Annotated in this window: 24 protein-coding genes; 13 read left to right on the forward strand and 11 right to left on the reverse strand. The window is 29.2% G+C overall.

What is annotated here, in order from left to right; all coding sequences use genetic code 11:
- Positions 1-4 precede the first annotated feature (4 nt).
- Both J1D01_RS14385 and J1D01_RS14390 read right to left on the reverse strand, forming a co-directional pair.
- Positions 5-1,423 (reverse strand): CCA tRNA nucleotidyltransferase, encoded by a 1,419-nt coding sequence (locus J1D01_RS14385; RefSeq protein WP_421151309.1) that lies wholly within the window; start codon positions 1,421-1,423, stop codon positions 5-7.
- Positions 1,424-1,462: 39 nt separating this feature from the next.
- A complete protein-coding gene (locus J1D01_RS14390; RefSeq protein WP_372935658.1) occupies positions 1,463-2,023 on the reverse strand; it encodes an L-threonylcarbamoyladenylate synthase in 561 nt (186 codons plus the stop codon).
- Between the two features lie 111 nt (positions 2,024-2,134).
- On the opposite strand from J1D01_RS14390, the gene J1D01_RS14395 reads away from it, so the two are divergent.
- Entirely contained in the window at positions 2,135-2,791 is a 657-nt protein-coding gene (locus tag J1D01_RS14395) for a DUF1919 domain-containing protein (protein WP_372935656.1), read from the forward strand.
- A gap of 15 nt (positions 2,792-2,806) precedes the next feature.
- Positions 2,807-3,565, forward strand: a complete 759-nt coding sequence (locus J1D01_RS14400; RefSeq protein WP_421151310.1) for a lipopolysaccharide kinase InaA family protein — start codon at positions 2,807-2,809, stop codon at positions 3,563-3,565.
- A gap of 5 nt (positions 3,566-3,570) precedes the next feature.
- On the opposite strand, the gene J1D01_RS14405 is transcribed toward J1D01_RS14400, so the two are convergent.
- The gene (locus tag J1D01_RS14405; protein WP_372935652.1) at positions 3,571-4,341 is read right to left on the reverse strand and encodes a glycosyltransferase family 2 protein; all 771 of its coding nucleotides are present in this window, start codon (positions 4,339-4,341) and stop codon (positions 3,571-3,573) included.
- An 89-nt stretch (positions 4,342-4,430) separates the two neighbouring features.
- On the opposite strand from J1D01_RS14405, the gene J1D01_RS14410 reads away from it, so the two are divergent.
- The gene (locus J1D01_RS14410; protein WP_421151311.1) at positions 4,431-5,261 is read left to right on the forward strand and encodes a glycosyltransferase family 2 protein; all 831 of its coding nucleotides are present in this window, start codon (positions 4,431-4,433) and stop codon (positions 5,259-5,261) included.
- 41 nt (positions 5,262-5,302) lie between these two features.
- On the opposite strand, the gene J1D01_RS14415 is transcribed toward J1D01_RS14410, so the two are convergent.
- The 3 genes from J1D01_RS14415 to J1D01_RS14425 all read right to left on the reverse strand — a co-directional run bounded on the left by J1D01_RS14415 (position 5,303) and on the right by J1D01_RS14425 (position 8,123).
- Positions 5,303-6,280: a hypothetical protein gene (locus tag J1D01_RS14415; RefSeq protein ID WP_421151312.1), complete on the reverse strand. Its 978-nt coding sequence runs from the start codon at positions 6,278-6,280 to the stop codon at positions 5,303-5,305.
- Positions 6,281-6,306: 26 nt separating this feature from the next.
- Entirely contained in the window at positions 6,307-7,212 is a 906-nt protein-coding gene (locus J1D01_RS14420) for an ATP-grasp fold amidoligase family protein (protein ID WP_421151313.1), read from the reverse strand.
- A gap of 95 nt (positions 7,213-7,307) precedes the next feature.
- On the reverse strand, positions 7,308-8,123 hold the full coding sequence (locus tag J1D01_RS14425) for a 2,3,4,5-tetrahydropyridine-2,6-dicarboxylate N-succinyltransferase (protein WP_421151314.1): 816 nt from the start codon (positions 8,121-8,123) through the stop codon (positions 7,308-7,310).
- A gap of 330 nt (positions 8,124-8,453) precedes the next feature.
- Here J1D01_RS14425 and J1D01_RS14430 point away from each other — a divergent pair, with 330 nt between their 5' ends.
- The 8 genes from J1D01_RS14430 to J1D01_RS14465 all read left to right on the forward strand — a co-directional run bounded on the left by J1D01_RS14430 (position 8,454) and on the right by J1D01_RS14465 (position 13,799).
- Entirely contained in the window at positions 8,454-8,762 is a 309-nt protein-coding gene (locus J1D01_RS14430) for a hypothetical protein (RefSeq protein ID WP_372936848.1), read from the forward strand.
- 100 nt (positions 8,763-8,862) lie between these two features.
- On the forward strand, positions 8,863-9,273 hold the full coding sequence (gene ruvX, locus J1D01_RS14435; RefSeq protein ID WP_372936846.1) for a Holliday junction resolvase RuvX: 411 nt from the start codon (positions 8,863-8,865) through the stop codon (positions 9,271-9,273).
- A gap of 54 nt (positions 9,274-9,327) precedes the next feature.
- The gene (gene def, locus J1D01_RS14440; protein WP_372936844.1) at positions 9,328-9,918 is read left to right on the forward strand and encodes a peptide deformylase; all 591 of its coding nucleotides are present in this window, start codon (positions 9,328-9,330) and stop codon (positions 9,916-9,918) included.
- A gap of 53 nt (positions 9,919-9,971) precedes the next feature.
- Positions 9,972-10,400 (forward strand): DUF5606 domain-containing protein, encoded by a 429-nt coding sequence (locus tag J1D01_RS14445; protein WP_372936842.1) that lies wholly within the window; start codon positions 9,972-9,974, stop codon positions 10,398-10,400.
- Between the two features lie 102 nt (positions 10,401-10,502).
- A complete protein-coding gene (locus J1D01_RS14450) occupies positions 10,503-11,174 on the forward strand; it encodes a Crp/Fnr family transcriptional regulator (protein ID WP_372936840.1) in 672 nt (223 codons plus the stop codon).
- A 74-nt stretch (positions 11,175-11,248) separates the two neighbouring features.
- Entirely contained in the window at positions 11,249-12,118 is an 870-nt protein-coding gene (locus tag J1D01_RS14455; RefSeq protein ID WP_421151315.1) for an anti-sigma factor domain-containing protein, read from the forward strand.
- Between the two features lie 143 nt (positions 12,119-12,261).
- Positions 12,262-12,822: a TlpA family protein disulfide reductase gene (locus tag J1D01_RS14460; RefSeq protein ID WP_421151316.1), complete on the forward strand. Its 561-nt coding sequence runs from the start codon at positions 12,262-12,264 to the stop codon at positions 12,820-12,822.
- A gap of 11 nt (positions 12,823-12,833) precedes the next feature.
- Entirely contained in the window at positions 12,834-13,799 is a 966-nt protein-coding gene (locus tag J1D01_RS14465) for a D-2-hydroxyacid dehydrogenase (RefSeq protein WP_421151317.1), read from the forward strand.
- Here the strand turns inward: J1D01_RS14465 and J1D01_RS14470 are convergent.
- The 5 genes from J1D01_RS14470 to J1D01_RS14490 are packed head-to-tail and all read right to left on the reverse strand — an operon-like array spanning position 13,796 to position 18,194.
- Positions 13,796-14,482 carry a lycopene cyclase domain-containing protein gene (locus J1D01_RS14470; RefSeq protein ID WP_421151318.1) on the reverse strand — a complete coding sequence of 229 codons (687 nt, stop codon included), beginning with the start codon at positions 14,480-14,482 and terminating at the stop codon, positions 13,796-13,798. The genes J1D01_RS14465 and J1D01_RS14470 overlap by 4 nt on opposite strands.
- Complete coding sequence (locus J1D01_RS14475) at positions 14,479-14,934, reverse strand: sterol desaturase family protein (protein WP_421151319.1); 456 nt, start codon at positions 14,932-14,934, stop codon at positions 14,479-14,481. Before J1D01_RS14475 ends, J1D01_RS14470 begins: the two co-directional genes overlap by 4 nt.
- A gap of 10 nt (positions 14,935-14,944) precedes the next feature.
- On the reverse strand, positions 14,945-15,784 hold the full coding sequence (locus J1D01_RS14480; protein ID WP_421151320.1) for a phytoene/squalene synthase family protein: 840 nt from the start codon (positions 15,782-15,784) through the stop codon (positions 14,945-14,947).
- Positions 15,785-15,786: 2 nt separating this feature from the next.
- On the reverse strand, positions 15,787-17,247 hold the full coding sequence (locus tag J1D01_RS14485; protein ID WP_421151321.1) for a phytoene desaturase family protein: 1,461 nt from the start codon (positions 17,245-17,247) through the stop codon (positions 15,787-15,789).
- A 47-nt stretch (positions 17,248-17,294) separates the two neighbouring features.
- Positions 17,295-18,194: a MerR family transcriptional regulator gene (locus J1D01_RS14490; RefSeq protein WP_372936824.1), complete on the reverse strand. Its 900-nt coding sequence runs from the start codon at positions 18,192-18,194 to the stop codon at positions 17,295-17,297.
- Positions 18,195-18,456: 262 nt separating this feature from the next.
- Between J1D01_RS14490 and J1D01_RS14495 the strand changes: the two genes are divergently transcribed.
- Complete coding sequence (locus J1D01_RS14495) at positions 18,457-20,646, forward strand: tetratricopeptide repeat protein (RefSeq protein ID WP_421151322.1); 2,190 nt, start codon at positions 18,457-18,459, stop codon at positions 20,644-20,646.
- A gap of 488 nt (positions 20,647-21,134) precedes the next feature.
- Positions 21,135-22,598 (forward strand): arginine decarboxylase, encoded by a 1,464-nt coding sequence (locus J1D01_RS14500; protein WP_372938072.1) that lies wholly within the window; start codon positions 21,135-21,137, stop codon positions 22,596-22,598.

Below are 22,598 nucleotides of genomic sequence, written 5' to 3' on the forward strand. Positions count from 1 at the left end.
AAATTTATTTTGTTACTTTTAAGCCTAGTTTTTTACCTTTTTCAATCATCAACTTATAAGCAGGTTTGTATTCATTAGGAATATCTCCTTCTAAAATAGCTTCTTTAATATATTCTTTTATAACCCCAATTTCACGAGAAGGTTTTAAGTTGAAGGTTTTCATTATTTCTTCACCAGAAATGGGTGGTTGAAAATTACGTACATGGTCGCGTTCTTCAACTTCAATAATTTTTTCTCTTACAATCTTAAAATTGTTGTGGTATTTTTTGAACTTCTTTGGGTTTTTAGTGGTAATATCTGCTTCACAAAGGGTCATTAAATCATCAACATAATCACCAGCATCAAAAACCAAACGTCTTACAGCAGAATCTGTTACAATATCTTGAGCTAATACAATGGGGCGAGAACTCATAAGCACCATTTTTTGAACAAATTTCATTTTATCATTTAAAGGCATTTTTAAGCGTTTAAATAAGTGAAATACCATTTTAGAACCTTCAAATTCATGCCCATGAAATGTCCAACCTATTTTTTTGTGGAATTTTTTTGTTGGCGCTTTTCCTATATCGTGTAGTAATGCAGCCCACCGTAACCAGAGGTTTTTTGTGTGTTTAGAGATATTATCAACCACTTCTAAGGTATGATAAAAATTGTCTTTATGGCGCTGACCTTCAATTTCATCAATGCCTTTTAGAGCTGTAAGTTCTGGTAAAATTAATTGTAATAGACCAGTTTGTTCTAAAAGTAAAAAACCAATAGAGGGTTTATTGCTCTCTAAAATTTTATTGAGTTCAACAACAATGCGCTCTTTAGTAATTATTTTAATTCTAGAAGCGTTTTTAGTAATAGCATGTAGGCTGGTTTCTTCTATAGTAAAATTTAATTGGGTTGCAAACCTAATGGCTCTTAACATTCTTAAAGGGTCATCACTATAAGTAATATCTGGGTTTAAAGGTGTTTTTATGGTTTTAGCTTCTAAATCATTTACACCATTAAATGGGTCTAGTAAATTTCCGAAAGTGGTTTTGTTTAAACTTAAAGCTAAGGCGTTAATAGTAAAATCGCGTCGGTTTTGATCATCTTGTAAAGAACCGTTTTCTACTACAGGATTTCTACTATTTTCAGAATAAGACTCTTTTCTGGCACCAACAAATTCAATTTCTATATCATTGTAGCGCAACATAGCGGTACCATAGGTTTTAAAAACTTGAACCTTAGGTTTTGTAGGTAAGTTTTTTGCAACTTGTTTAGCTAAATCAATGCCACTACCTATGGCTACTACATCAATATCTTTGGCATTACCGCGTTTTAAAATAAAATCGCGCACAAAGCCACCAATTACATAAGCTTCAACTTGAAGTTCTTCAACCGATTTTGAAATGATTTTAAATATAGGGTGTTGTAATGCTTCTTTGTAATTCATGTTATAAATCCAAATTCAAAAGAATTTATAGGATTGTTTTTACTTTCTAATAATTTTAACAACCCCATTATTACTCAATTTAATAATTGATGATGGTTTAGCGCAAATTTTTTCGCGGTGCAAATTTACAACATAGTCTACTCCTTTTAAAACCTCTGGGGCTATTTCTTTAAAAGATTTTGGTGTTGGTTGCTCACTAATATTGGCAGAAGTAGAAACAATAGCACCATTAAATTTTCTAGATAGCCAATAGCAAAAGTCGTCATTAGGAATTCTAATAGCAATAGTGCCGTCTTTAGCAATTAAGTTGGGAGCTAAATTTTGAGCTTGGTCATATATTATAGTTGTGGGTTTATTGGTAATATCAATAATATTTTGGGCAGCAGGGGGGATTTGTTTTACATATCTTTTAAGCATTCTGTCATCGGCCACTAAACAGATAAGCGCTTTACTATCTTCGCGCTGTTTTAAAGTGTAAATTTTTTTAACAGACTCTTTGTTAGATGCATCGCAACCAATACCCCAAACGGTATCAGTAGGGTAGAGTATAAGTCCGCCTTCTTTTAAAATTTTTAATGCTTTTTGTATTTCTTTTTGCATGCTAATTTTAGTTGCAAATTTAATATTAGTTTTACACATTGTACAAAACTTTGTATTATTGTTGTAGTATTAAAACATATAGAGGTTTAATTAACTGACTTTTTATTGTTTATGGTTAGAAAATTAAAGGTTTTTACTAAACGAAAAATAAGAAAGACATTTGAGGCGTTTTATTCTAAAAAGGATATAGATGTTTTAGGTAATAAAAATTTTGTTATTGTATCTAATAACTGTTGGGGAGGTGCTCTATATAGATGGTATAAAAGATCATATAACACACCTTTTGTTGGTTTATTTTTGTATGGGCCTTGTTATATGAAATTGCTTTCTAATTTTTATTATTATATGAGCCTTGATTTAAAATTTGTAAAAAGTTCAAAATACCCTGATAGAGAGGTAACTTACCCTTTGGCTTTGTTAGATGATATTGAAATTCATTTTACACATTACAATAATGAAGAGGAAGCTAAAACTAAGTGGGAGCGAAGAACAAAAAGAATGCTACAGGAAAAAAACCTTGATAATTATTTTTTTAAAATCTGTGATAGAGAGCGCGTTACTAAAAAGCATTTATTAGACTTTCATGAGTTGCCTTACAAAAATAAGGTTTCTTTTGCACTTGATGATCATCCAGAATTATATGGAAAACATCATGTTAAAGTAAATGAGTCTCAAAAAACAAAGAGGAATGTACCAAACGGTAAAAAAATGTTTAAGCTTACCTTTTTATATTTCGATTTAAATTCTTGGTTATTAAACTACAATTAAAAAACATTATTTTAAATGAAAAAAACAGTTGTTTTTTCAGAATTATTAAATAACCAAGAACAAAAAGCAATAGCAGATATTATTGCTAATTTTGACACAAAAGGCAAGGTGTTTATTTCTGGTAGAAATACTATTAAACTATTTGAAATAAACAATTTAAAAATTAATATAAAGGCATTTAGAGTTCCTAATATTGTTAACCAAATTGCTTATAAGTTTTTTAGAAAAAGTAAGGCACAACGTTCTTTTGAATATGCTAATAAACTTATTAATTTAGGTGTTGGTACCCCAAAACCATTAGCTTATTTTGAATTTAAAACTGCTTTATTTTTTAAGAAAAGTTTTTATATAAGTGAACATTTAGAATGTAATTATACATACCGAGACCTCACAAAAAACTTTGATATACCAGATTATGAAAATATTTTAAGAGCTTTTACCAGATTTACTTATAACTTACATGAAAAAGGTATTCATTTTTTAGATCATTCTCCAGGAAATACACTTATAGTGAAGAATGAAGGAAATTATAATTTTTATTTAGTTGATTTAAATAGAATGAATTTTGGAACTTTAGATTTTAAGACTAGAATTAAAAATTTTTCAAGATTAACAATACACAAGTCTATGGTTGAGGTAATGAGTGATGAATACTCCAAATGTTCTGGTGAAGACTATAATATAATCTTCAATTTAATGTGGAAAGAAACCGAAGATTTTCAAAGAAGATTTTACAGAAAAAAACGATTAAAAAACAAACTTAAAAAAGCTTAATAAATTTATTTATTGGTTTTCCATAACCTATAAAGTTTTATATACTTTAAAAAAGTAACATTATAAGTTTGTACACAAATAATCCATCCGTTTAAGCCATCAAGAAATCCTAACCTTAAAAAATAGGCTTTAAAAAATGCCCAAGTGGGGCGGTAAATTATTTTCCAAATAGAAGATTTAATACCAATTTTATAGTAAGCCTCTGCGGCAATAGTAGAAAATCGTTCTACTTTTTTATTATGTTCTTCATAATCTCTATAAATCCAATGCAGTAAGTTACCATCTAGTTTACCCGCTTTTCGTCCTTTTTTTAAAGTAAAAGTATCATGAGGGTTTATGCCTTCCCATTTACCACTGTCTTTTTTAAATAGTCTAAGTTTTTTGTCTGGATACCAGTCTGAGTGTTTAATCCATTGTCCGCAATAATTATTTAATCTTTTACAGTAATAACCATCATATTCCCAATTCAATTTAACTTTTAATATGCTATCTTTTAAAGTATCAGATAAAGCTTCATCACCATCAAGAGATAAAATATAGTCATTATTAGCTAATGAAACCGCATAGTTTTTCTGTTCAATATAACCTTCAAATTTATGTTGAAAGAAAGAAACGTTATATGATTTACAAATTTCTGGTGTTTTATCAGATGAAAAAGAATCTACCACAATAATTTCATCAGCAACATCAACTAAAGAGCTTAAACATTTATCAATATGTTCTTCTTCATTATAAGTAATTATTACAGCCGAAATTTTAACAAGCTTATTTTTCAAAATAAAATACAATATTTAGAAAGGTAAAAATAGTTATTTTTGCCACAATCAACATACAGAGATAATAAGAAAAAAGCATTTTAACCACCATGAACAATAAGCCAACAATATCAATTATAATAAGTACTTACAATTCAGAGGAGTGGTTAGAAAAAGTGCTTTGGAGTTATGAGGCACAAGTTTTTAAAGACTTTGAAATGGTTATTGCAGATGATGGCTCTAAACAACCTACGTTTGATTTAATTGAGAAAATGAAATCTAAAGTGCATTACCCTATAATACATGTGTGGCACGAAGATAATGGTTTTCAAAAATCTCAAATATTAAATAAAGCAGTTTTGGCATGTAATGCAGATTATATTTTAATGAGTGATGGCGATTGTATTGCTAGGGCAGACTATGTACAGGTGCATATTGATAACAAAGAAAAAGGTTATTTCCTTTCAGGGGGGTATTTTATGTTGCCAATGTATATTTCAAAACTAATTTCAAAAGATGATATTATAAATCAGAGATGTTTTGATGTTAACTGGTTGAAAAAAAATGGTTTAAAATCTTCATTTAAAAATAATAAACTCACAGCTAAAGGATTAAAAAGTAAAATTTTAAATGCTATTACTCCTACTAATGCTAGTTGGAATGGGCATAATGCTTCTGGTTGGAAGGCCGATATTTTAAAAATTAACGGATTTGATGAGCGCATGCAATATGGTGGGCAAGATAGAGAGTTAGGAGAGCGTTTGTTTAATTTAGGAATTAAATCTAAGCAAATACGCTATAGTGCGGTATGTTTACATTTAGACCATCCAAGAGGTTATAAAAACCAAGAATCAATAAATAAAAACCTTGCTATTAGAGCAACTACAAAAAAAGAAAAACGAGTTTGGACAGATTTTGGAATAGTAAAAGGTAAGCATTAAAAAAAATAAATCTAGTTATTTTAATTTACATATTTTAGTGTTTATTTTATTGAAGATTGTTCTATTTCCATCCTTTTTTCTAACCATTTTAGTATATAATTTAGGGTTTTAGGTGGGCACTTGTCTAAACTTTGTAATCCTAAAAAGAGTTTTTTATTAGTTTTTATGTTAAGTTTAAACTTATACCATGGCAAAGGTTTTTTATAAGACCTGAAATACAAAAGTTGATAATCATTTTTGAAATAGCAGGTTTTGTTTTTTATTTCTATATGGTTAATTAAACCTTGAAGTAAGAATTGCTTTTTATTCCTAAATTTATGTTTTACGTTTTCTATAAAAACCTCTTCATTGGTTTTTAAATATTTTTCAAAAGTTGATTTTCTAAACGGATGAGGTGTGTGTTTAAAATTATAATAATTATCAAAACCAGCAAGTTTAGCAGAATATTGTTGAGCGTATTTATGACCAAATCTTTGTTTCTTAAATTTTTTTAAAAATTTGTCTTTATCAAGTTTTTGCCACTTACCTCTTAAAACAGGGTAACCATTTCTAAAAAAATCTTCTGGTTCTGTTTTATTTATTAAAAAAAAGTCATCATTAAAATAAATAAAGTGTTCAGCTAAATTGGGTATTCTAAACATAAAAGATTCTATAGTTCTACTGTTAAAAGTGGGTAGAAATTGTTCATAACCACTAAAAATAATTTTGTGGTCAATTATAGATACATTTTTGTAATAATCTTTTCTGCCAGTTGTTTTTAAAAAATCAGGTGTTTGATTATCAGTAATAATAAAAATATTCCTAATAAATGGTGCATATTTTAGTATAGAATCGATAGTAAATTTAATTTCATTTACATGGTCATACCGAGTTCTAAAGTTTTTAGATTTAATAGTTTCTATATCATTAAGAAAAGACAACATTTTAAGCCTATGATTTTCATCATTGCCATCAACCCATAAAATTATAGCATCTATTGGGTGATTTTTAATAGAGGAAGAACAAGAGCGAGTTGTCATTGTTTTTAAATGAAAATATTGATTATTTATATAATGATTTTTTGCTTATTGCTAAGTTTTGGTAGTTTTAGATAATTTCCAATAATAGGGTTGTATTTATCAGGATGAAATTTGTCTCTAGCGTCTGCAGGATAAAAAGTCATTTCTCCAAATATTGTTTTTCCTTTAATGGAATATAAATCAACTCTTACAAAGGGCAATTTGTCTGCCAGAATTTCAGAAAGAAAAACCATTTCTTTAAGGTTACTAGGCTTCTCTACATTAGCAGAAATGCTTTCATATTTTTTAGATTTAGAGAAAGGTAAAGGTTTGAAATCTAAATCAAAACATCCTTGTTTATGGTTTTCTCCACGATCAATGTGTACATCTAAAAATTTAGGTTTTCCATTAAAACAATAAAATTTATAGTCTATCAAAGATGTTTTTTCGTTTTCCTTTAAATTTTTTTCAATTATAATCTTGGGCTTAATGTCTTTATAAGCCCATTCTTGTCCTTTTCTATAATACTGGTTTTTTCTTAGCCATTTATTTAAAAGTTTTATAGTCTTTTTTTTATTAAGCTTTTTTTTGTCCTCAACAATCAAATTATGTCCGTTTGTATGATTTGCTTTAATTACAAATTTATTAGGTAAACTATCAAAATCTATATTACTAGGATTATTATAAACACCATAAAGCTCATTGAGGTATTGTTTCCCAATTTTTTCTTCAACATATGTTCTTACTCTATACTTGTCGGCTAATTGAGTTAAAATTTTTGGACGATAATATACCTTATACCATTCTATTTTTTCATTGAAATCTATTGGGTTTTTTAAGTTTAATTTTTTTTCAGAAAAATATTCGTAATGATATTTAACGTATAATTTTGAAGGTAAAAAACGCATTTTTCTTAGATTTCTTAATGTAAACCTACGTATATTTTTTAGCATTGATTACTCACAAATTTTCAACAATATAACATAAGAATTATATTGTTGAAAAAATTAAACTTAAAAAAATAATATTTTCTTTTTTTTATAGAATATTAAACAGCCACGTCGTGTTCGCGTAAGGCGTCGTTTAACGATGTTTTTTTGTTAGTACTTTCTTTACGTTTACCAATAATTAAAGCACATGGTACATTATAGGTTCCTGCAGCAAATTCTTTAGCATAACTACCAGGAATAACCACAGAACGTGCAGGTACTTTTCCTCTTAATTCAACAGGTTTATCGCCAGTAACATCTATAATTTTAGTACTCATAGTTAAAACTACTCCAGCACCTAAAACGGCTTCTTTTTCAACATGAACACCTTCAACAACAATACACCTAGAGCCTACAAAAACATTATCTTCAATAATTACAGGAGCTGCTTGTAAAGGTTCTAAAACACCACCAATGCCAACACCACCAGATAAGTGTACATTTTTACCAATTTGAGCACAACTACCAACGGTTGCCCAAGTATCTACCATAGTGCCTTCATCAACATAAGCACCAATATTAACATAACTAGGCATTAAAATGGTACCCGGAGATATGTAAGCACCATGTCTAGCAACAGCATGTGGTACCACTCTTATACCTTTTTCTTTATAACCTGTTTTTAAAGGTATTTTATCATGAAACTCTAAAGGACCAGCTTCAATGGTTTCCATCTTTTGAATTGGGAAATAAAGTACAACCCCTTTTTTAACCCACTCGTTAACTTGCCAACCACCTTCAACTGGCTCAGATACTCTTAATTCGCCTTTATCTAATAAATCTATTAGGGTTCTTATAGCAGTAGTTGTTTTTTCTTCTTTTAATAGTTCTCTATTATCCCAAGCTGCTTCAATTGTTTGCTTTAATTCTGTCATTTGTAATTTAATTTTTTGACAAATATAATAGTATCTATTAAAAAACTCCTTTAAGAGATAAGAATATAATACGAAAAACAGAAGTGTTTTTAATCGAAAATTAAGTGCTTTTTAAGGACTGTATAACGAAAAATTTCCTTTGAAGTAAAAAACAATATCGATAAACTACAATTTTAGTGTTTTTAATCGGCTAAAAAGCACATTTCAACTATTTATCGATGTTTTTTATACAGTGCTCTAATAAACGAAAATTCCATGTTCTACAACTAATTTTTTGCTACCTAACAAGAGTCTAGATATATATTTGAACCATCAAAAACAACCAAGTTAATGAAAACAAGATTTTACATATTATTAGTTTTAGTTTTAAGTTTTTCTTTTGTACAGGCTCAAAACACAACAGAAGTAAGTGTTGAAACTATTAAAACAGTATCTGTTTCTCAAGATAATAATGATGAGGTTGTAGTTAATGATACATTAAACACTACAAAAGAAGACGTATTATTAATTAGCGAAGATGAGTTAAGAGAATCAATTGCTCGTACTGCTAGTGATATTAGAACATATTTCAACAAAATGAGAAATGTTGATAATATTAAATTATTATTTCCTAAAATGAATAAAGCTAAAAAAGCTTAATATTTATAGTATATTAATAAGTAGGTTAAACTTTAAAAGGCTGTCTGTAAAAAGACAGCCTTTTATATTTTAATAAGTTACTTTTGCAAAAAACAAATTCATGGCAAGAATTCTAGCAATTGATTATGGAACTAAAAGAACAGGTTTAGCAGTAACCGATGAGCTACAAATAATTGCTTCTGGACTTACTACAGTTAACACAAAAGAGTTAATAGATTTTTTAAAAGAATATACAAGTAACGAGCAAGTTGAACTTTTTTTAATAGGAGAACCAAAACAAATGGATAATACAGCTTCTGAAAGTGAGGTGTATATTAAAAAGTTTATGGCTACTTTACAAAAAGAATTTCCTAATATACCAATGCAACGTGTCGATGAACGGTTTACTTCTAAAATGGCGTTTCAAACCATGATTGATAGCGGATTAAAAAAAAATAAAAGAAAAAATAAAGCACTTATTGATGAAATTAGTGCTACACTTATCCTTCAAAGCTATTTATATTCAAAATAATTATAGACAATAAATTATAGTATTGTATTTTTGCAACTTAATAGTTCAGTACTTATGATTTTACCAATAGTTGCTTACGGCGACGCAGTTTTAAAAAAGACAGCAAAAGATATTTCAAAAGATTATCCAAACTTAGATAATCTTATAGAAAACATGTTTGAAACCATGTATAATGCTTATGGTGTAGGGTTAGCTGCACCTCAAATAGGCTTGCCTATTAGGTTGTTTGTAGTTGATGCATCACCTTTTTCAGAAGACGAAGATTTATCAGAAGAAGAACAAAATAAGTTAAAAGATTTTAAACGAGTTTTTATTAATGCCACTATTTTAGAGGAAGAAGGAGATGAATGGGCATTTAATGAAGGCTGTTTAAGTATCCCAGATGTTAGAGAAGATGTGTTTAGAAAACCCGTAATTACTATTGAATATTACGATGAAAATTTTAATAAACACACAGAGAAATTTGATGGGCTAATGGCCAGGGTAGTTCAGCATGAATACGACCATATTGAAGGCATTCTATTTACAGATAAACTTTCTAGCTTTAAAAAAAGGTTGATAAAAGGAAAACTCAATAATATTTCAAAAGGAAAAATAAATGTAGATTATAGAATGCGTTTTCCAAACGAAAAAAAGAAACGATAATATTTGCAATACAATAACAAACAGTTGATATTTGCGTTTTTCAAAAAAATAATATGAGTTTAGATAAAGTACTTTCAATTTCAGGCAAACCAGGTTTATATAAATTAATAGCTCAAACTCGTGGGGGCTTTGTAGCAGAATCATTAATAGATAAAAAACGTATCTCAGTTGGTATTCAAAATAACGTAAGTATTTTAAGTGAAATAGCCATTTACACACTTACAGAAGAAGTGCCACTTAAAGAGGTGTTTAGTAAAATAAAAGAAAAAGAAAATGGAGAACAAACTTCTGTAAAACACAAGGATAGTAAAGATAAACTAGAAGAATATTTCTTTGATGTTTTACCAGACTATGATGAAGATAGAGTGTATGCTAGTGATATTAAAAAGGTGCTGCAATGGTACAATTTACTTCAACAACATGATATGTTAGGGTTTTTAGATGAAGGTGAAGAAGACAACAAATCAGACGAAGAAGAATAAAAATTTATAACCTCCTAATTAAGGAGGTTTTTTTATGCCTTTTTAGTAAGCATTACTAAGGTTTGTCGACTCATAATTAACTAACAAATAAAGACTAACCTAATGAAATCGCTTTGGTTTTTTGATGATGTTAAACTTTTTAAAATACTGTGCCCGCATAAGTTTAAAGCATTTAAAACAGTACATAATTTTGACTCTTACAAAAAGAAAGATTATATCTATTTTGAAGAAGACTCTGCCAATAAGGTGTATCTTATAGAAAAAGGTAAAGTAAAAATAGGTTACTACAATGAAGATGGGAGTGAAGTTGTAAAAGCAATTCTAACTCGTGGAGAACTTTTTGGTGAAACAGCCATTTTAGGAGAAGATAAAAGAAAAGAATTTGCACAATCTGTTGATAATTCTACAAGTATTTGCCCTATAGGTGTAGAAACTATGCATGGTTTAATGAGAGACAATCAAACCTTCAGTTTTAAAATTTATAAACTCATAGGTTTTAAGTTAAAAAGACTAGAAAGGCGTTTGCAAATACTGTTGTTTAAAGACGTTAAAACCAGGTTGATAGAGTTTTTAGATGAATTATGTTCAGATTATGGATATGATTGTGAAAAAACAGGCGATAAAATCATTCATCATCCATATACACAGAGAGATATAGCTTCATTAATTGGTACTTCAAGACCAACTTTAAATATCATTCTTAATGAATTAAAAGAAGAAAATGTTATACAATTTGGCCGTAAAGAAATAAGAATTTATAAAAAAACTGCTTAGTGTTAGGTAGCTAACATTTTTTTAGGACATCACAATTTAACTTTGAAGTATTAATAACTTTAAAAAAAAATGTGATGATTAGAAAAGTAATTTTAGCAGTTTTAAGTATTGGTATTTTAACTGTTTCTTGTAGTGATGATGATAACCCAATGAAAACATCTAGGTTAACCCTAAATCTTGAAGGATTAGAAGCTTTAGGAACAGATTTTGTTTATGAGGGATGGATAATTGTTGATGGTAATCCTGTGTCTACAGGAACATTTTCTTCGGTAGAATTTCCGCAAACATTTAATGTAGATAAATCTCAGTTAAATGAGGCAACAACATTTGTACTTTCAATTGAACCCGCAGTAGATTCAGATCCAGCTCCAGCAGCAACAAAGATTTTAGCTGGCGATTTTAATGGAGATGAAGCTAATGTTACTTCTAACGGAATTGTAGGAGATTTTACTGCTTCCTTAGGAAAATATATTTTGGCAACACCAACAGATACAGACGACACAAACGAAGAAAGTGGTGTTTGGTTTTTAGATAACTCTAGTGGTTCTGCAGTTGCAGGTTTAAATTTACCAACACTTACAGATGGTTGGAAATATGAAGGGTGGGTTGTTTTTGATGGAACACCAATTACAACAGGAACCTTTACAGCCGTTAATACAGCCGATGATAATGCAACAACATCAATGTTTAAAGGAGATGCAGGTAACGGACCTGCTTACCCAGGAGAAGATTTTTTACAAAATCCTCCTGTAGGTTTAACGTTTCCAACAGATTTAAAAGGTAAAACAGTAGTTATTTCTGTTGAACCAGACCCAGATAATAGTACAGCACCATTTACTTTAAAGCCTTTAGCCCATATGGTACCCTCAGATGCTATGAATCATACAACTATTATGATGGAAGATGGTCCCGTAAAAAGTTTATCAGGAATGGTCAGCAGATAATACAAGTTGCTAAGTAGAATGATAAATTGTTTTGTAGATTTGAAGCATGGTGTTAAAACCATGCTTTTTTATTAAATAAATTCTAAAAAGGTTGTATAAATAACCTTAAGGTTTATAATTTTAAAAGCAGAAATCTAATCATTATGAAATTCAGAAAAATAAAGTTTAAAGACATCATTTTTTTAGTGGTTCTAGCTATTTTAATAATACCACAAACAAGAAAGCCTATTCAAGTTTTTATAAATAAAGGACTAGCACTAATAAGTCCTTCGGTTTTATCAGAAGAGAAGCAAAAAGAAATTGCATCTTTTAACTGGGAGTTAAAAGATAATCAAGGTAATACCTTCAATTTTAATGAAACTAAAGGAAAAGTAGTTTTAATAAATTTTTGGGCTACTTGGTGCCCGCCTTGTATTGCAGAAATGCCCAGTTTACAAAAATTATATAATGATTATAATGATAAAATTGAATTTCTGTTTGTTACAGACGATTGGTTTAAAGAAACAAACGCTTTTTTAGAAAAACACAATTATACTTTCAAAGTTTATAGACCAGCTTCTAATAATGGAATTTTTAAGGTGAATAGTATCCCTAGAACATTTTTAATAGATAAAAACGGAAAAATTATTATAGACGAAACAGGAGCAGCTAATTGGAATAGTGATGCTATTAGAAAGACAATAGATGAATTAATTCAACAATAAAAAGCAATACATTGAAAATAGTAGTTTTAGATGGGTATACATTAAACCCAGGAGATTTAAGTTGGGATGATATAGCTAAACATGGAGAAATAACCGTTTATAACAGAACTCCATATAACAATGAGGCTATTATAAAAGCTATAGGCGAAGCAGAAATTGTTTACACTAATAAAACGCCATTACTAAAAGAAGTATTAGAACAGGTGTCAACTGTTAAATTTATAGGTGTTTTAGCAACAGGTTACAATGTGGTTGATATTGAAGTTGCAAAATCTAAGGGCATTCTTGTTACTAATGTGCCTGCTTATAGCACAGAATCTGTAGCACAATTTACTATGGCTTTGCTGTTAGAAATGTGTCATAATATTGGAAATCATAATACAGCGGTACAAAATGGAGATTGGATAAAATCTAAAGATTTTTGTTTTTGGAACTCACCATTAATTGAATTAGAAGGAAAAACTTTAGGAATTATTGGTTTTGGACAAATAGGACAAGCGGTAGCCAAAGTAGCTCAAGCTTTTGGGTTGAAAATTTTAGTAAACTCAAGAACTGTAAAACCAGAATTTGAAAGTGGCACTTTAAAGTTTGTTGATGTAGATACGCTTTTTAAAAATTCAGATATAATTAGTTTACATTGTCCGCTTTTTAAAAGTACAAAAGGTATCATTAATTCAAGTAATATTGAAAAAATGAAATACGGTGTTAAAATTATCAATACAGCTAGGGGAGGATTAGTTGTTGAAACAGATTTGGTTCAAGCTCTTAATTCTGGCAAAGTTTCAGGAGCGGCACTTGATGTAGTTTCAACAGAACCCATGGTAAAAGATAGCCCATTATTAAAGGCTAAAAACTGTATTATAACACCGCATATTGCTTGGGCTCCTAAAGAAGCTAGAACAAGATTAATGAATATTACAGTTAAAAATTTAGAAGCATATTTAAGTGGTAAACCTATTAACGTAGTAAATAATTAAGTTTTTATCTTATTAAAATTTTGTGTTAAAACTAAATTTAAGAGAATAAGAGAAAATGCATAAACACTATCTTCTATAGGAATTGTAAATAGTCTTAAATTTAAGTTTTCAGAATTATTATACCAAACCACTTCGTTTTCAATAAAGCTTCCTGTAAGAATACCATTCACAATAAAAAAAGGAATTAGCATTACTAAAAAGGTCAAATAAAACTCACTTAACAGTTTTGGTTGCTTTTTTGTTGAAATATAAATTAGAACAGAGGCAATTAAAAAGTTTATTAAAGTATACCATTTATTATAATTAAAAATGGTAATAATTAAAAAGCATACTATTAAAAAATAGCTAATAGTTTTAGTAGCAGTAATTGATAGTTTTAAGTTAGGAAAATAATGCAAAAGTGCATAGTGTGTAAACACACAAGCGTATGGAATACAAATAAAAAATAACCACTCTTCAATTGGGAGGTTAAAAAGTTTAATACCTAAAAAATAAGTGTTGTTAAAACCCCAAAAACCTTCAGCAGTAAAAATAATATCCCAAGGAATAAAGATGAGCATTGATAAAAAAATGCTTGTAAAGAGGGGTTTCCAAAGCTTATAGAATTTTAGTTTTGGGTGAAAACTAAATAAAAATGGAATACTTAAAGATCCTAAATTTAAAAGTAGGTATAAGTAATTCATTTATATTTTTTAAAATATTTAAAAGGAACCATAAGCATACCAAAGCATTCTCCATCTTCTTTCCCTAAATGTTTATGATGCATTTTGTGTGCTCTTCTAACACCTTTTGCATACCAATTATTAACATTTCTAAATAATTTAAAACGTTGATGAATAAAGATATCATGAACAATAAAATAAGCTAAGCCGTAAGCAAAAATACCAATACCAATAGGTAAGCCAATCCATAATATATTGTACTTCCAAAGTAAAAAGAAACCAATGCTAACTACGGCATAGAATATAAAAAAGAAGTCATTACGCTCAAACCAGCTATCGTGGTCTTTGTTATGGTGATCTTTGTGTAAGCGCCATAAAAAACCATGCATAACATATTTATGGGTAAACCACGCCATAAATTCCATAAAGCAAAAGGTGCTTAAAAAAACTAATATCCAAAGTGCAATTTTCATAACCCTTAAGTTACAATAAATTTAACTGATATTTTACATAACTACGCATTAACAGTTCTATTTTTTTGGGGTTAGAAACTCTAATTCTTGTGTTTTTAATGTGTAATGCTGGTGTTCGTTTTAATTTTTTTAGTAGTTGTCTATAATATCTATAAGCCATAAAAACTCCAAATTTAGCTTCTAGTGGTAATCTTTTAATACCATTAAGCCCTTTACTAAAATCAGATTCAATATCATCAATAATTTCTTGCTTAGAGGCTTCACTTAAGTTATTAAGATCTGTGTTTGGAAAGTAACTTCTATTTAAATCATTGTAATCTGCTTTCAAATCTCTTAAGAAGTTAACCTTCTGAAAAGCAGATCCTAATGACATAGCCGAATCTTTTAAACTATCGTATTTATTGTTATCACCTTTAACAAAAACTTTTAAGCACATTAAGCCAACAACATCAGCTGACCCGTAAATGTATTCTTCGTATTCGGCAGTAGTTAAATAATTCTTTTTATATAAATCCATTCGCATACTTTTCATAAAGGCATCAACTAAATGCTTGTCTATATTATATTTATGATAGGTATATTGAAATGCATTAAGAATAGGATTTAAGCTTATTTTTTCATTAAGACTAGATTCTAAATCATTAGTTAATTTCTTGAACAACTCTTCCTTTTTGTAACCATGAAAAGAATCAACAATTTCATCAGCTAGCCTAACAAAACCATAGATATTGTAAATATCACTTCTTATTGAGTTAGATAGCATTTTTGTAGCCAAAGAGAAAGACGTGCTGTAGGTTTTGGTAACAATTTTGCTACAACTGTAGGACACGGTATCAAATAATTTTTTCATAGCTAATGGTGTTTGGTTATTAATTCTGATACTAACTTACCTGATATTAACGATGGTGGAACACCTGGTCCTGGTACTGTTAATTGTCCGGTAAAATACAAGTTTTTAACTTTTTTACTTTTTAATTTTGGTCTTAAAAATGCTGTTTGTGTTAGCGTATTTGCCATACCATAGGCATTACCTTTATAAGAGTTGTAATCTTTTATAAAATCATTAACACAATAAGACTTCTTAAAAACAATATTATTTGATACCTTTTGATTGGTAAGGTCTTCTAATCTACTAATTATTTTTTTAAAATAGGTTTCTCTTAGCTCTTTAGTGTCATTTAAACCCGGAGCAAGTGGAATTAAAAAAATGCCAGCTTCATGATTTTTGGGTGCAGTACTGCTATCTGTTATACTAGGAAAGCTAGCATAAAACAACGGTTTTTCTGGCCATTTGGGGTCATCATATATAGCTTTGGCATGAACATCAAAGTCTACATCAAAAAATAATGTATGGTGGCTTACATTTTTAATTTTTTTATTAAAACCAACATAGAAAAGTAGAGCAGAGGGAGCGAATGTTTTTTTATTCCAGTAATTTTTAGAGTATTGCCTGTAATTTTTATCTAGAAGTGTTTCTGTGTGCCAATAATCAGCTCCGCTAAGTACAATGTCTGCTTTAAAACTATCATTATTAGTAGTTATTTGGGTAGCAAAGTTATTTTTAACGTTTATTTTCTGCACAGCTGCATTTGTTTTTATGGTTACCCCAAGGTCTTTAGCAAGAGATTCAATAGCTAAAATTACTTGGTACATTCCTTTTTTAGGATGATAGGTACCTAAACCAAAATCGGCATAATTCATAAAATTATAAAATGAAGGCGTATTACTAGGTTTAGCACCAAGAAATAACACGGGAAATTCAAGTATTTTAATTAACCTATCATTTTTAAAAGCTTTTCTAACATCATTTTTAACGCTACTAAAGAACTGATTTAATCTTTTAAGTGTGGTTAATGAAACCAACTCTAGAGGGGAAACACCTGGGTTGTAAACTAAATCTTTAATAGCAATATTATAATTGTCTTTAGCTTTGTTTATAAATTTTTTGAGCTGTGTAGAGCTTCCTTTTTCAACAGTTTCAAAAGTGTTACAAATTTTTTCTAAAGAATCTTCAATTGTTATGTAGTCGTTTTTATCAAAATAAACACTGTAAGCAGGATTAAGCTTTTCTAAGGTGTAAAAGTTAGAGGGTTTTGTGTTAAAATCTGCAAAGAAATGCTCAAATACATCTGGCATCCAATACCAAGTAGGCCCAATATCAAATGTAAATCCTTCATTTTTATATTGTCTGGCTCTACCACCAACTGTACTGTTTTTTTCTAGTATGGTTACATTATATCCCGCTTTAGCTAAATAGCAAGAGGCAGATAAAGAAGAAAAACCAGAGCCTATTATTATAACTTTTTTTTTCATATTGTTTAACAAATATATTAAAAAGTTAAACAATATAAAATTTAAAGCTATAAATTTTCAATTAAATTTTCTATGTTTTGGTAAATGGTTACATTTTTGGGTGGATTATAATCATCAATATTATTAAGTTTAGAACCTAATAATAACAGATTATTCTTTTGGTTTTTAAGAAGTAAATCTTCAAATTGTTTAATGTAGCTAGGTATTTTATCTATTTCTGGGTATACTGTGAAATAAGATATGAAAGTAATCTCTTCAAAAAATTCTAAAACACTTGTTAAGCTTTCTACAGGTACACTTTCTCCTAAAAAAATGGTGTGATATCCTTTGCTTCTAAGTTGGTAGTTAATAAATAATAGGCCAATGTCATGTATTTCGTTTTCAGGAAGAAATAAAATATGGGTTTTAGATGTAGGTTTAGGTTCTAAACTTTGAAGTCTTTCAATATTTAAAAGAATTTTTTGTTTTATATGAACCGATATAAAGTGCTCATGTGCAGGTGTTATAGTTTTTGTTTGCCATAAAATACCAATATCTTTTAATAGAGGTAAAAACACAGTGTAAAATATGTCACTAAAAGTTTTATTCTCAATTAGGTTATTGTACGTGTTATAAAATAGTACCTGATCAAAATTAACCATGGCCATTTTTAGAGCATTAATAGCATGGTCTTCAACGTTAGCACGAGAAGCAATTTCTCTAACTTTTATGGGGATTTCATCTTCGTTTAAATCTGCAATTTTAGATATTTTATATCCATTATTGTTTAAATAAGAAATATTTAAAAGCTTTTGTAGGCTAGCAATACTGTAATTTCTAATGTTTGTATCCGTTCTATTGGGCTGTAGTAAATTATAACGCTTTTCCCATATTCTTATGGTGTGTGCTTTTATACCAGTAAGGTTTTCTAAATCTTTAATACTAAAATTAACTCGTATATTGTTCATTAAAAATCAATTTAAGTTAAACAAAAGTATGGAATTGCATTGAGATTATCTAAAATAAAATAAATTAAGTTTAACTTTTTAAATGCAATTAAGAGTTATTCATGATGTTTTTTAATATTTAATTTCTTTGTAAACCCATAAGTAAACTCTATTTTTGATGAGATAATTTACATACTTTGCACCTAACTTCATTATGTTTAAATACAAGCCTACTATTAAATTAAAAAAAAGAAATACTCTACTTTTTATCTCTATAATTTTTTTGCTTTTTTCGTGCAATAAAAAAAAACCAAAATATATTGAAGCAAAAAAAGACAGCATATTTGTTTCTTCAGAATTAATTCCAGATAGTCATTTTTTAGGAGATAAAGCATGTGCAGAATGTCACGCAGATGAAGTTAAAGATTGGACAGGGTCTCACCATGATAAAGCCATGCAAATTGCAACAGATTCAACCATACTGGCAAATTTTGATAATGTAACTTTTACAAGTCAAGGTGTTAAGTCTCGTTTTTTTAAAATAGAGGGTAATTATTTTGTTAATACAGAAGGACCTGATGGTAAATATCATGATTATAAAATTGAATATACCTTCGGAATTACACCATTACAACAGTACATAGTTAAATTTCCTAACGGGCATTATCAATGTTTAAGAACTGCTTGGGATACAGAAAAAAACAAATGGTTTGATTTGTACCCAGATTTTAAAGTGGTACATTCAGAATGGTTACATTGGTCTAGAGGAGGTTTAAACTGGAATAACATGTGTGCCGATTGTCATTCTACCAATGTTAGAAAAAACTACAAGCAAGAAAACCATAGTTACAATACCAAATATGCCCTAATAAATGTAAGTTGTGAAGCTTGTCATGGGCCAGGGAAAACACATGTAGAGCAAGCTAAAAAGCAAGGCGATAAATATGTAGCCACTGATGGAATGTGGATGACTAGTAATACAGGACCTAAAGAATTGGTAGATCAGTGCGCAAGATGCCATATGCGAAGAGAACAGTATTCTAGTTATTTTAATTTTGAAGGAACAATGATGGATCATTACTTTCCGCAAGTTCTTACTAATGGCCTGTATTACCCAGACGGACAAATTTTAGATGAAGTATATGTATATGGTTCATTTTTGCAAAGTAAAATGTATAATAACAATGTAACTTGCACCAATTGTCACAACCCGCATTCGCTTAAATTAAAATTTGAAGGCAATGCTTTGTGTTTACAATGTCATGCAAAACCAACATACGATACACCAAAGCACCATTTTCATGAAGTAAATTCAGAAGGAGCACAATGTATAAATTGCCATATGGATGGAAAAATCTATATGGGAAATGATTACAGAAGAGACCATAGCTTTAGAATTCCAAGACCAGATCAAAGTTTAAAATACGGTACACCAAATGCTTGTACTAGATGTCATACCGATAAAGATGATTCTTGGGCTTGGGAGCAGTTTAAAAAGAATTATGGAGAACCAGATTACACCCACTTTTCAGATTTATTAGCCCCAGGCTTTACTGGTGAAGAAGATGGGTATCATAAGCTACTAACCTTAGCAAAAGATACCATTTATCCAGAAATAGCAAGAGCTTCAGCAGTTAGTAATATGACCAAATATTACAGTAGTGAAGTTATAAATAATATGCTTCAATTTTTAAATGATGAATCTCCTTTTGTAAGAGGAGCTACTATTGATGCTCTTAGTGAAATGGCTAATGAAGATTATGCAAAATACTTTATACCACTTCTAAAAGACCCTAAAAGAACGGTTAGAGTAAAAGCTTTTTTTGAGTTAAGCGCATTAGATGAACAGCAAATACCAGAGGAGTATAAAGAAGCTTACCAAAAGGTGAAAAAAGAATTTGAAGTTCATTTAAGTGTTACTTCAGATTTTGCTGGAGGTAGAGCTAAACGCGGAAGATATTATTTAAATAAAGGTGATTTGCCAAATGCTATAAAAGCTTTTGAAAGTGCCTTAGAAATTGATAATTTAAATAATATTGTTAGGAGCAATTTAGCAAACTTGTATTACCGTAATGGGCAGTTTAAAGAAGCTGAAGAAGCCTTTAAAACTATAATTAGTCAAGAACCAGAATATGGTCAAACATACTATTCTTATGCATTATTGTTAAGTGAACTTAACAGAAGCCAAGAAGCTATAGATCAAATGCAATTTGCAATTAAGTATATGCCTCAAAACGTTAGGTTTTATTACAACTTAAGTTTGTTATATGATAAGGTTAACAATTTTAAAAAGGCGGAAGAAACACTTGTTAAAGGCTTAAAAATAGCACCACAAAACGGTGATTTATTATATGTTTTAGCTTATTTATATCAAAAAAACGGAGATATAACAAAGGCAAAAAATATTGCACAACAATTGGTGCAGTTATATCCAAATAATCAGCAGTATAGAGCAATGTTCAATCAGCTATAATTTTTGGGAAAAACTCTTAAATCTGCGTTTTGCAAACACATCTTGTAATATAAAGCAGATATTATTGTTTAATTTTAAGGTTAGATTAAAAAAATAATTTACAGGAAAACTAGTAAAACTAATGGTTTTCAGGGTTTTAATGGGTTGATATTAAATTTTTAAAAATATTTTTTTTATTTAATTTTTTGTTTTTCATTTGTACCACTAAAGTTTGAGTATAGGACTTTTAGCTGAACAAATTGAAACCTGTTTTTATGTTCGGGCTTTTGAAAATTAGGAAGTCAAATTCAAAAGCTGCTTACGGTGTAAGTAACCGAAATTTAAAGCTAACTTCCGTAGTTAAAGTTATTGCTTCGCAGTATAAATTGTGCTTTGTTCCTAGGGCACAATACCAAATTATGATTTGATAAAAAGTAATTAAAATATCTGTCTGTAGGCACGTTTGTGTCTTATTCTAAAAAATTTTAATCACTTTTTACTATTACATAATGAATACAAAATATGTTGATTTAATCAATCAAACTTTTGATTTTCCTCAACCCGAATTTGCCTTAAACAAAGACAAATTATTTTTTCATGATATAGACTTAAATAAATTGGTAGAACAATATGGTTCTCCCTTAAAATTCACCTATTTGCCTCAAATATCAAATAACATCCAAAGAGCTAAATCTTGGTTTGATTCGGCTATAAATAAATATAATTATAAAGGCACATACAATTATTGTTATTGTACCAAAAGCTCTCATTTTAAACATGTTTTAGATGAAGCTTTAAAAAATGATATTCATATTGAAACGTCATCTGCCTTTGATATTGACATTGTTGAAAGTTTAAAAGCAAATGGAAAAATAAAAGATAACACATTTGTTATTAGCAACGGTTTTAAAAGAGCACAATACATAACCAACATTGCTAGACTAGTAAATAATGGTCATAAAAACTGCATACCAATTATTGATAATTATGAAGAAATAGATTTACTAAGCAATGAAATTAAAAACACCTTTAATATTGGTATTAGAATAGCTTCTGAAGAAGAACCAAAATTTGAATTTTATACCTCTAGATTAGGTATTGGATATAAAAACATTGTACCTTTTTATAACAAGCAAATAAAAAACAATCCTAAAGTAGAGCTTAAAATGCTCCATTTTTTCATAAATACGGGAATTAGAGATACAGCATACTATTGGAATGAGCTTTTAAAATGCTTAAAAGTTTATATAAGTTTAAAAAAGATTTGCCCAACGTTAGACAGTTTAAACATAGGTGGCGGTTTCCCTATAAAAAACTCACTGGCTTTTGATTTTGATTATGAATACATGATTGATGAAATCATCAACCAAATAAACATTACTTGTGAAGAAGAAGGTGTAGATGTACCAAATATTTTTACAGAATTTGGAAGCTTTACTGTAGGCGAAAGCGGAGGTGCTATTTATGAAGTACTTTATCAAAAACAACAAAATGATAGAGAAAAATGGAACATGATTAACTCATCGTTTATCACAACATTGCCAGATACTTGGGCTATAAGCAAAAGGTTTATAATGTTACCAATAAACAGGTGGAATAGCTCATATGAGCGTGTTTTATTAGGTGGTTTAACTTGTGATAGTGATGATTATTACAACAGTGAACAGCACATAAATGCTATTTATTTACCAAAGTACGATAAAGATAAACCATTGTATGTGGGCTTTTTTAATACTGGCGCTTACCAAGAAACAATAGGTGGTTACGGCGGGTTACAACATTGTTTAATACCAGCGCCAAAACACATTCTTATAGATAAAGACTCACAAGGAAATATTATTACTTCACTTTTTAAAGAACAACAAAAAAGCGAAGATTTACTTAAAATCTTAGGTTATAAAAAAGAATCAATAATAGAAGAAGATATTCAAATTTTAGAAACAGTAAACAATTTGCAATACGCAGATAAATAA

Source organism: Seonamhaeicola sp. NFXS20, assembly GCF_049132085.1.
Taxonomy (GTDB): domain Bacteria; phylum Bacteroidota; class Bacteroidia; order Flavobacteriales; family Flavobacteriaceae; genus Seonamhaeicola.

Excerpts from the sequence above, each read along its gene's own strand:
- J1D01_RS14460 (WP_421151316.1), top strand. The coding sequence starts at position 12,262 with ATGAAATTCAGAAAAATAAAGTTTAAAGACATCATTTTTTTAGTGGTT.
- J1D01_RS14425 (WP_421151314.1), bottom strand. The coding sequence starts at position 8,123 with ATGACAGAATTAAAGCAAACAATTGAAGCAGCTTGGGATAATAGAGAA.
- J1D01_RS14430 (WP_372936848.1), top strand. The coding sequence starts at position 8,454 with ATGAAAACAAGATTTTACATATTATTAGTTTTAGTTTTAAGTTTTTCT.
- def (WP_372936844.1), top strand. The coding sequence starts at position 9,328 with ATGATTTTACCAATAGTTGCTTACGGCGACGCAGTTTTAAAAAAGACA.
- J1D01_RS14485 (WP_421151321.1), bottom strand. The coding sequence starts at position 17,247 with ATGAAAAAAAAAGTTATAATAATAGGCTCTGGTTTTTCTTCTTTATCT.
- J1D01_RS14475 (WP_421151319.1), bottom strand. The coding sequence starts at position 14,934 with ATGAAAATTGCACTTTGGATATTAGTTTTTTTAAGCACCTTTTGCTTT.
- J1D01_RS14400 (WP_421151310.1), top strand. The coding sequence starts at position 2,807 with ATGAAAAAAACAGTTGTTTTTTCAGAATTATTAAATAACCAAGAACAA.
- J1D01_RS14450 (WP_372936840.1), top strand. The coding sequence starts at position 10,503 with ATGAAATCGCTTTGGTTTTTTGATGATGTTAAACTTTTTAAAATACTG.
- J1D01_RS14480 (WP_421151320.1), bottom strand. The coding sequence starts at position 15,784 with ATGAAAAAATTATTTGATACCGTGTCCTACAGTTGTAGCAAAATTGTT.
- J1D01_RS14455 (WP_421151315.1), top strand. The coding sequence starts at position 11,249 with ATGATTAGAAAAGTAATTTTAGCAGTTTTAAGTATTGGTATTTTAACT.
- ruvX (WP_372936846.1), top strand. The coding sequence starts at position 8,863 with ATGGCAAGAATTCTAGCAATTGATTATGGAACTAAAAGAACAGGTTTA.
- J1D01_RS14420 (WP_421151313.1), bottom strand. The coding sequence starts at position 7,212 with ATGCTAAAAAATATACGTAGGTTTACATTAAGAAATCTAAGAAAAATG.
- J1D01_RS14385 (WP_421151309.1), bottom strand. The coding sequence starts at position 1,423 with ATGAATTACAAAGAAGCATTACAACACCCTATATTTAAAATCATTTCA.
- J1D01_RS14490 (WP_372936824.1), bottom strand. The coding sequence starts at position 18,194 with ATGAACAATATACGAGTTAATTTTAGTATTAAAGATTTAGAAAACCTT.
- J1D01_RS14395 (WP_372935656.1), top strand. The coding sequence starts at position 2,135 with ATGGTTAGAAAATTAAAGGTTTTTACTAAACGAAAAATAAGAAAGACA.
- J1D01_RS14390 (WP_372935658.1), bottom strand. The coding sequence starts at position 2,023 with ATGCAAAAAGAAATACAAAAAGCATTAAAAATTTTAAAAGAAGGCGGA.
- J1D01_RS14415 (WP_421151312.1), bottom strand. The coding sequence starts at position 6,280 with ATGACAACTCGCTCTTGTTCTTCCTCTATTAAAAATCACCCAATAGAT.
- J1D01_RS14410 (WP_421151311.1), top strand. The coding sequence starts at position 4,431 with ATGAACAATAAGCCAACAATATCAATTATAATAAGTACTTACAATTCA.
- J1D01_RS14470 (WP_421151318.1), bottom strand. The coding sequence starts at position 14,482 with ATGAATTACTTATACCTACTTTTAAATTTAGGATCTTTAAGTATTCCA.
- J1D01_RS14500 (WP_372938072.1), top strand. The coding sequence starts at position 21,135 with ATGAATACAAAATATGTTGATTTAATCAATCAAACTTTTGATTTTCCT.
- J1D01_RS14445 (WP_372936842.1), top strand. The coding sequence starts at position 9,972 with ATGAGTTTAGATAAAGTACTTTCAATTTCAGGCAAACCAGGTTTATAT.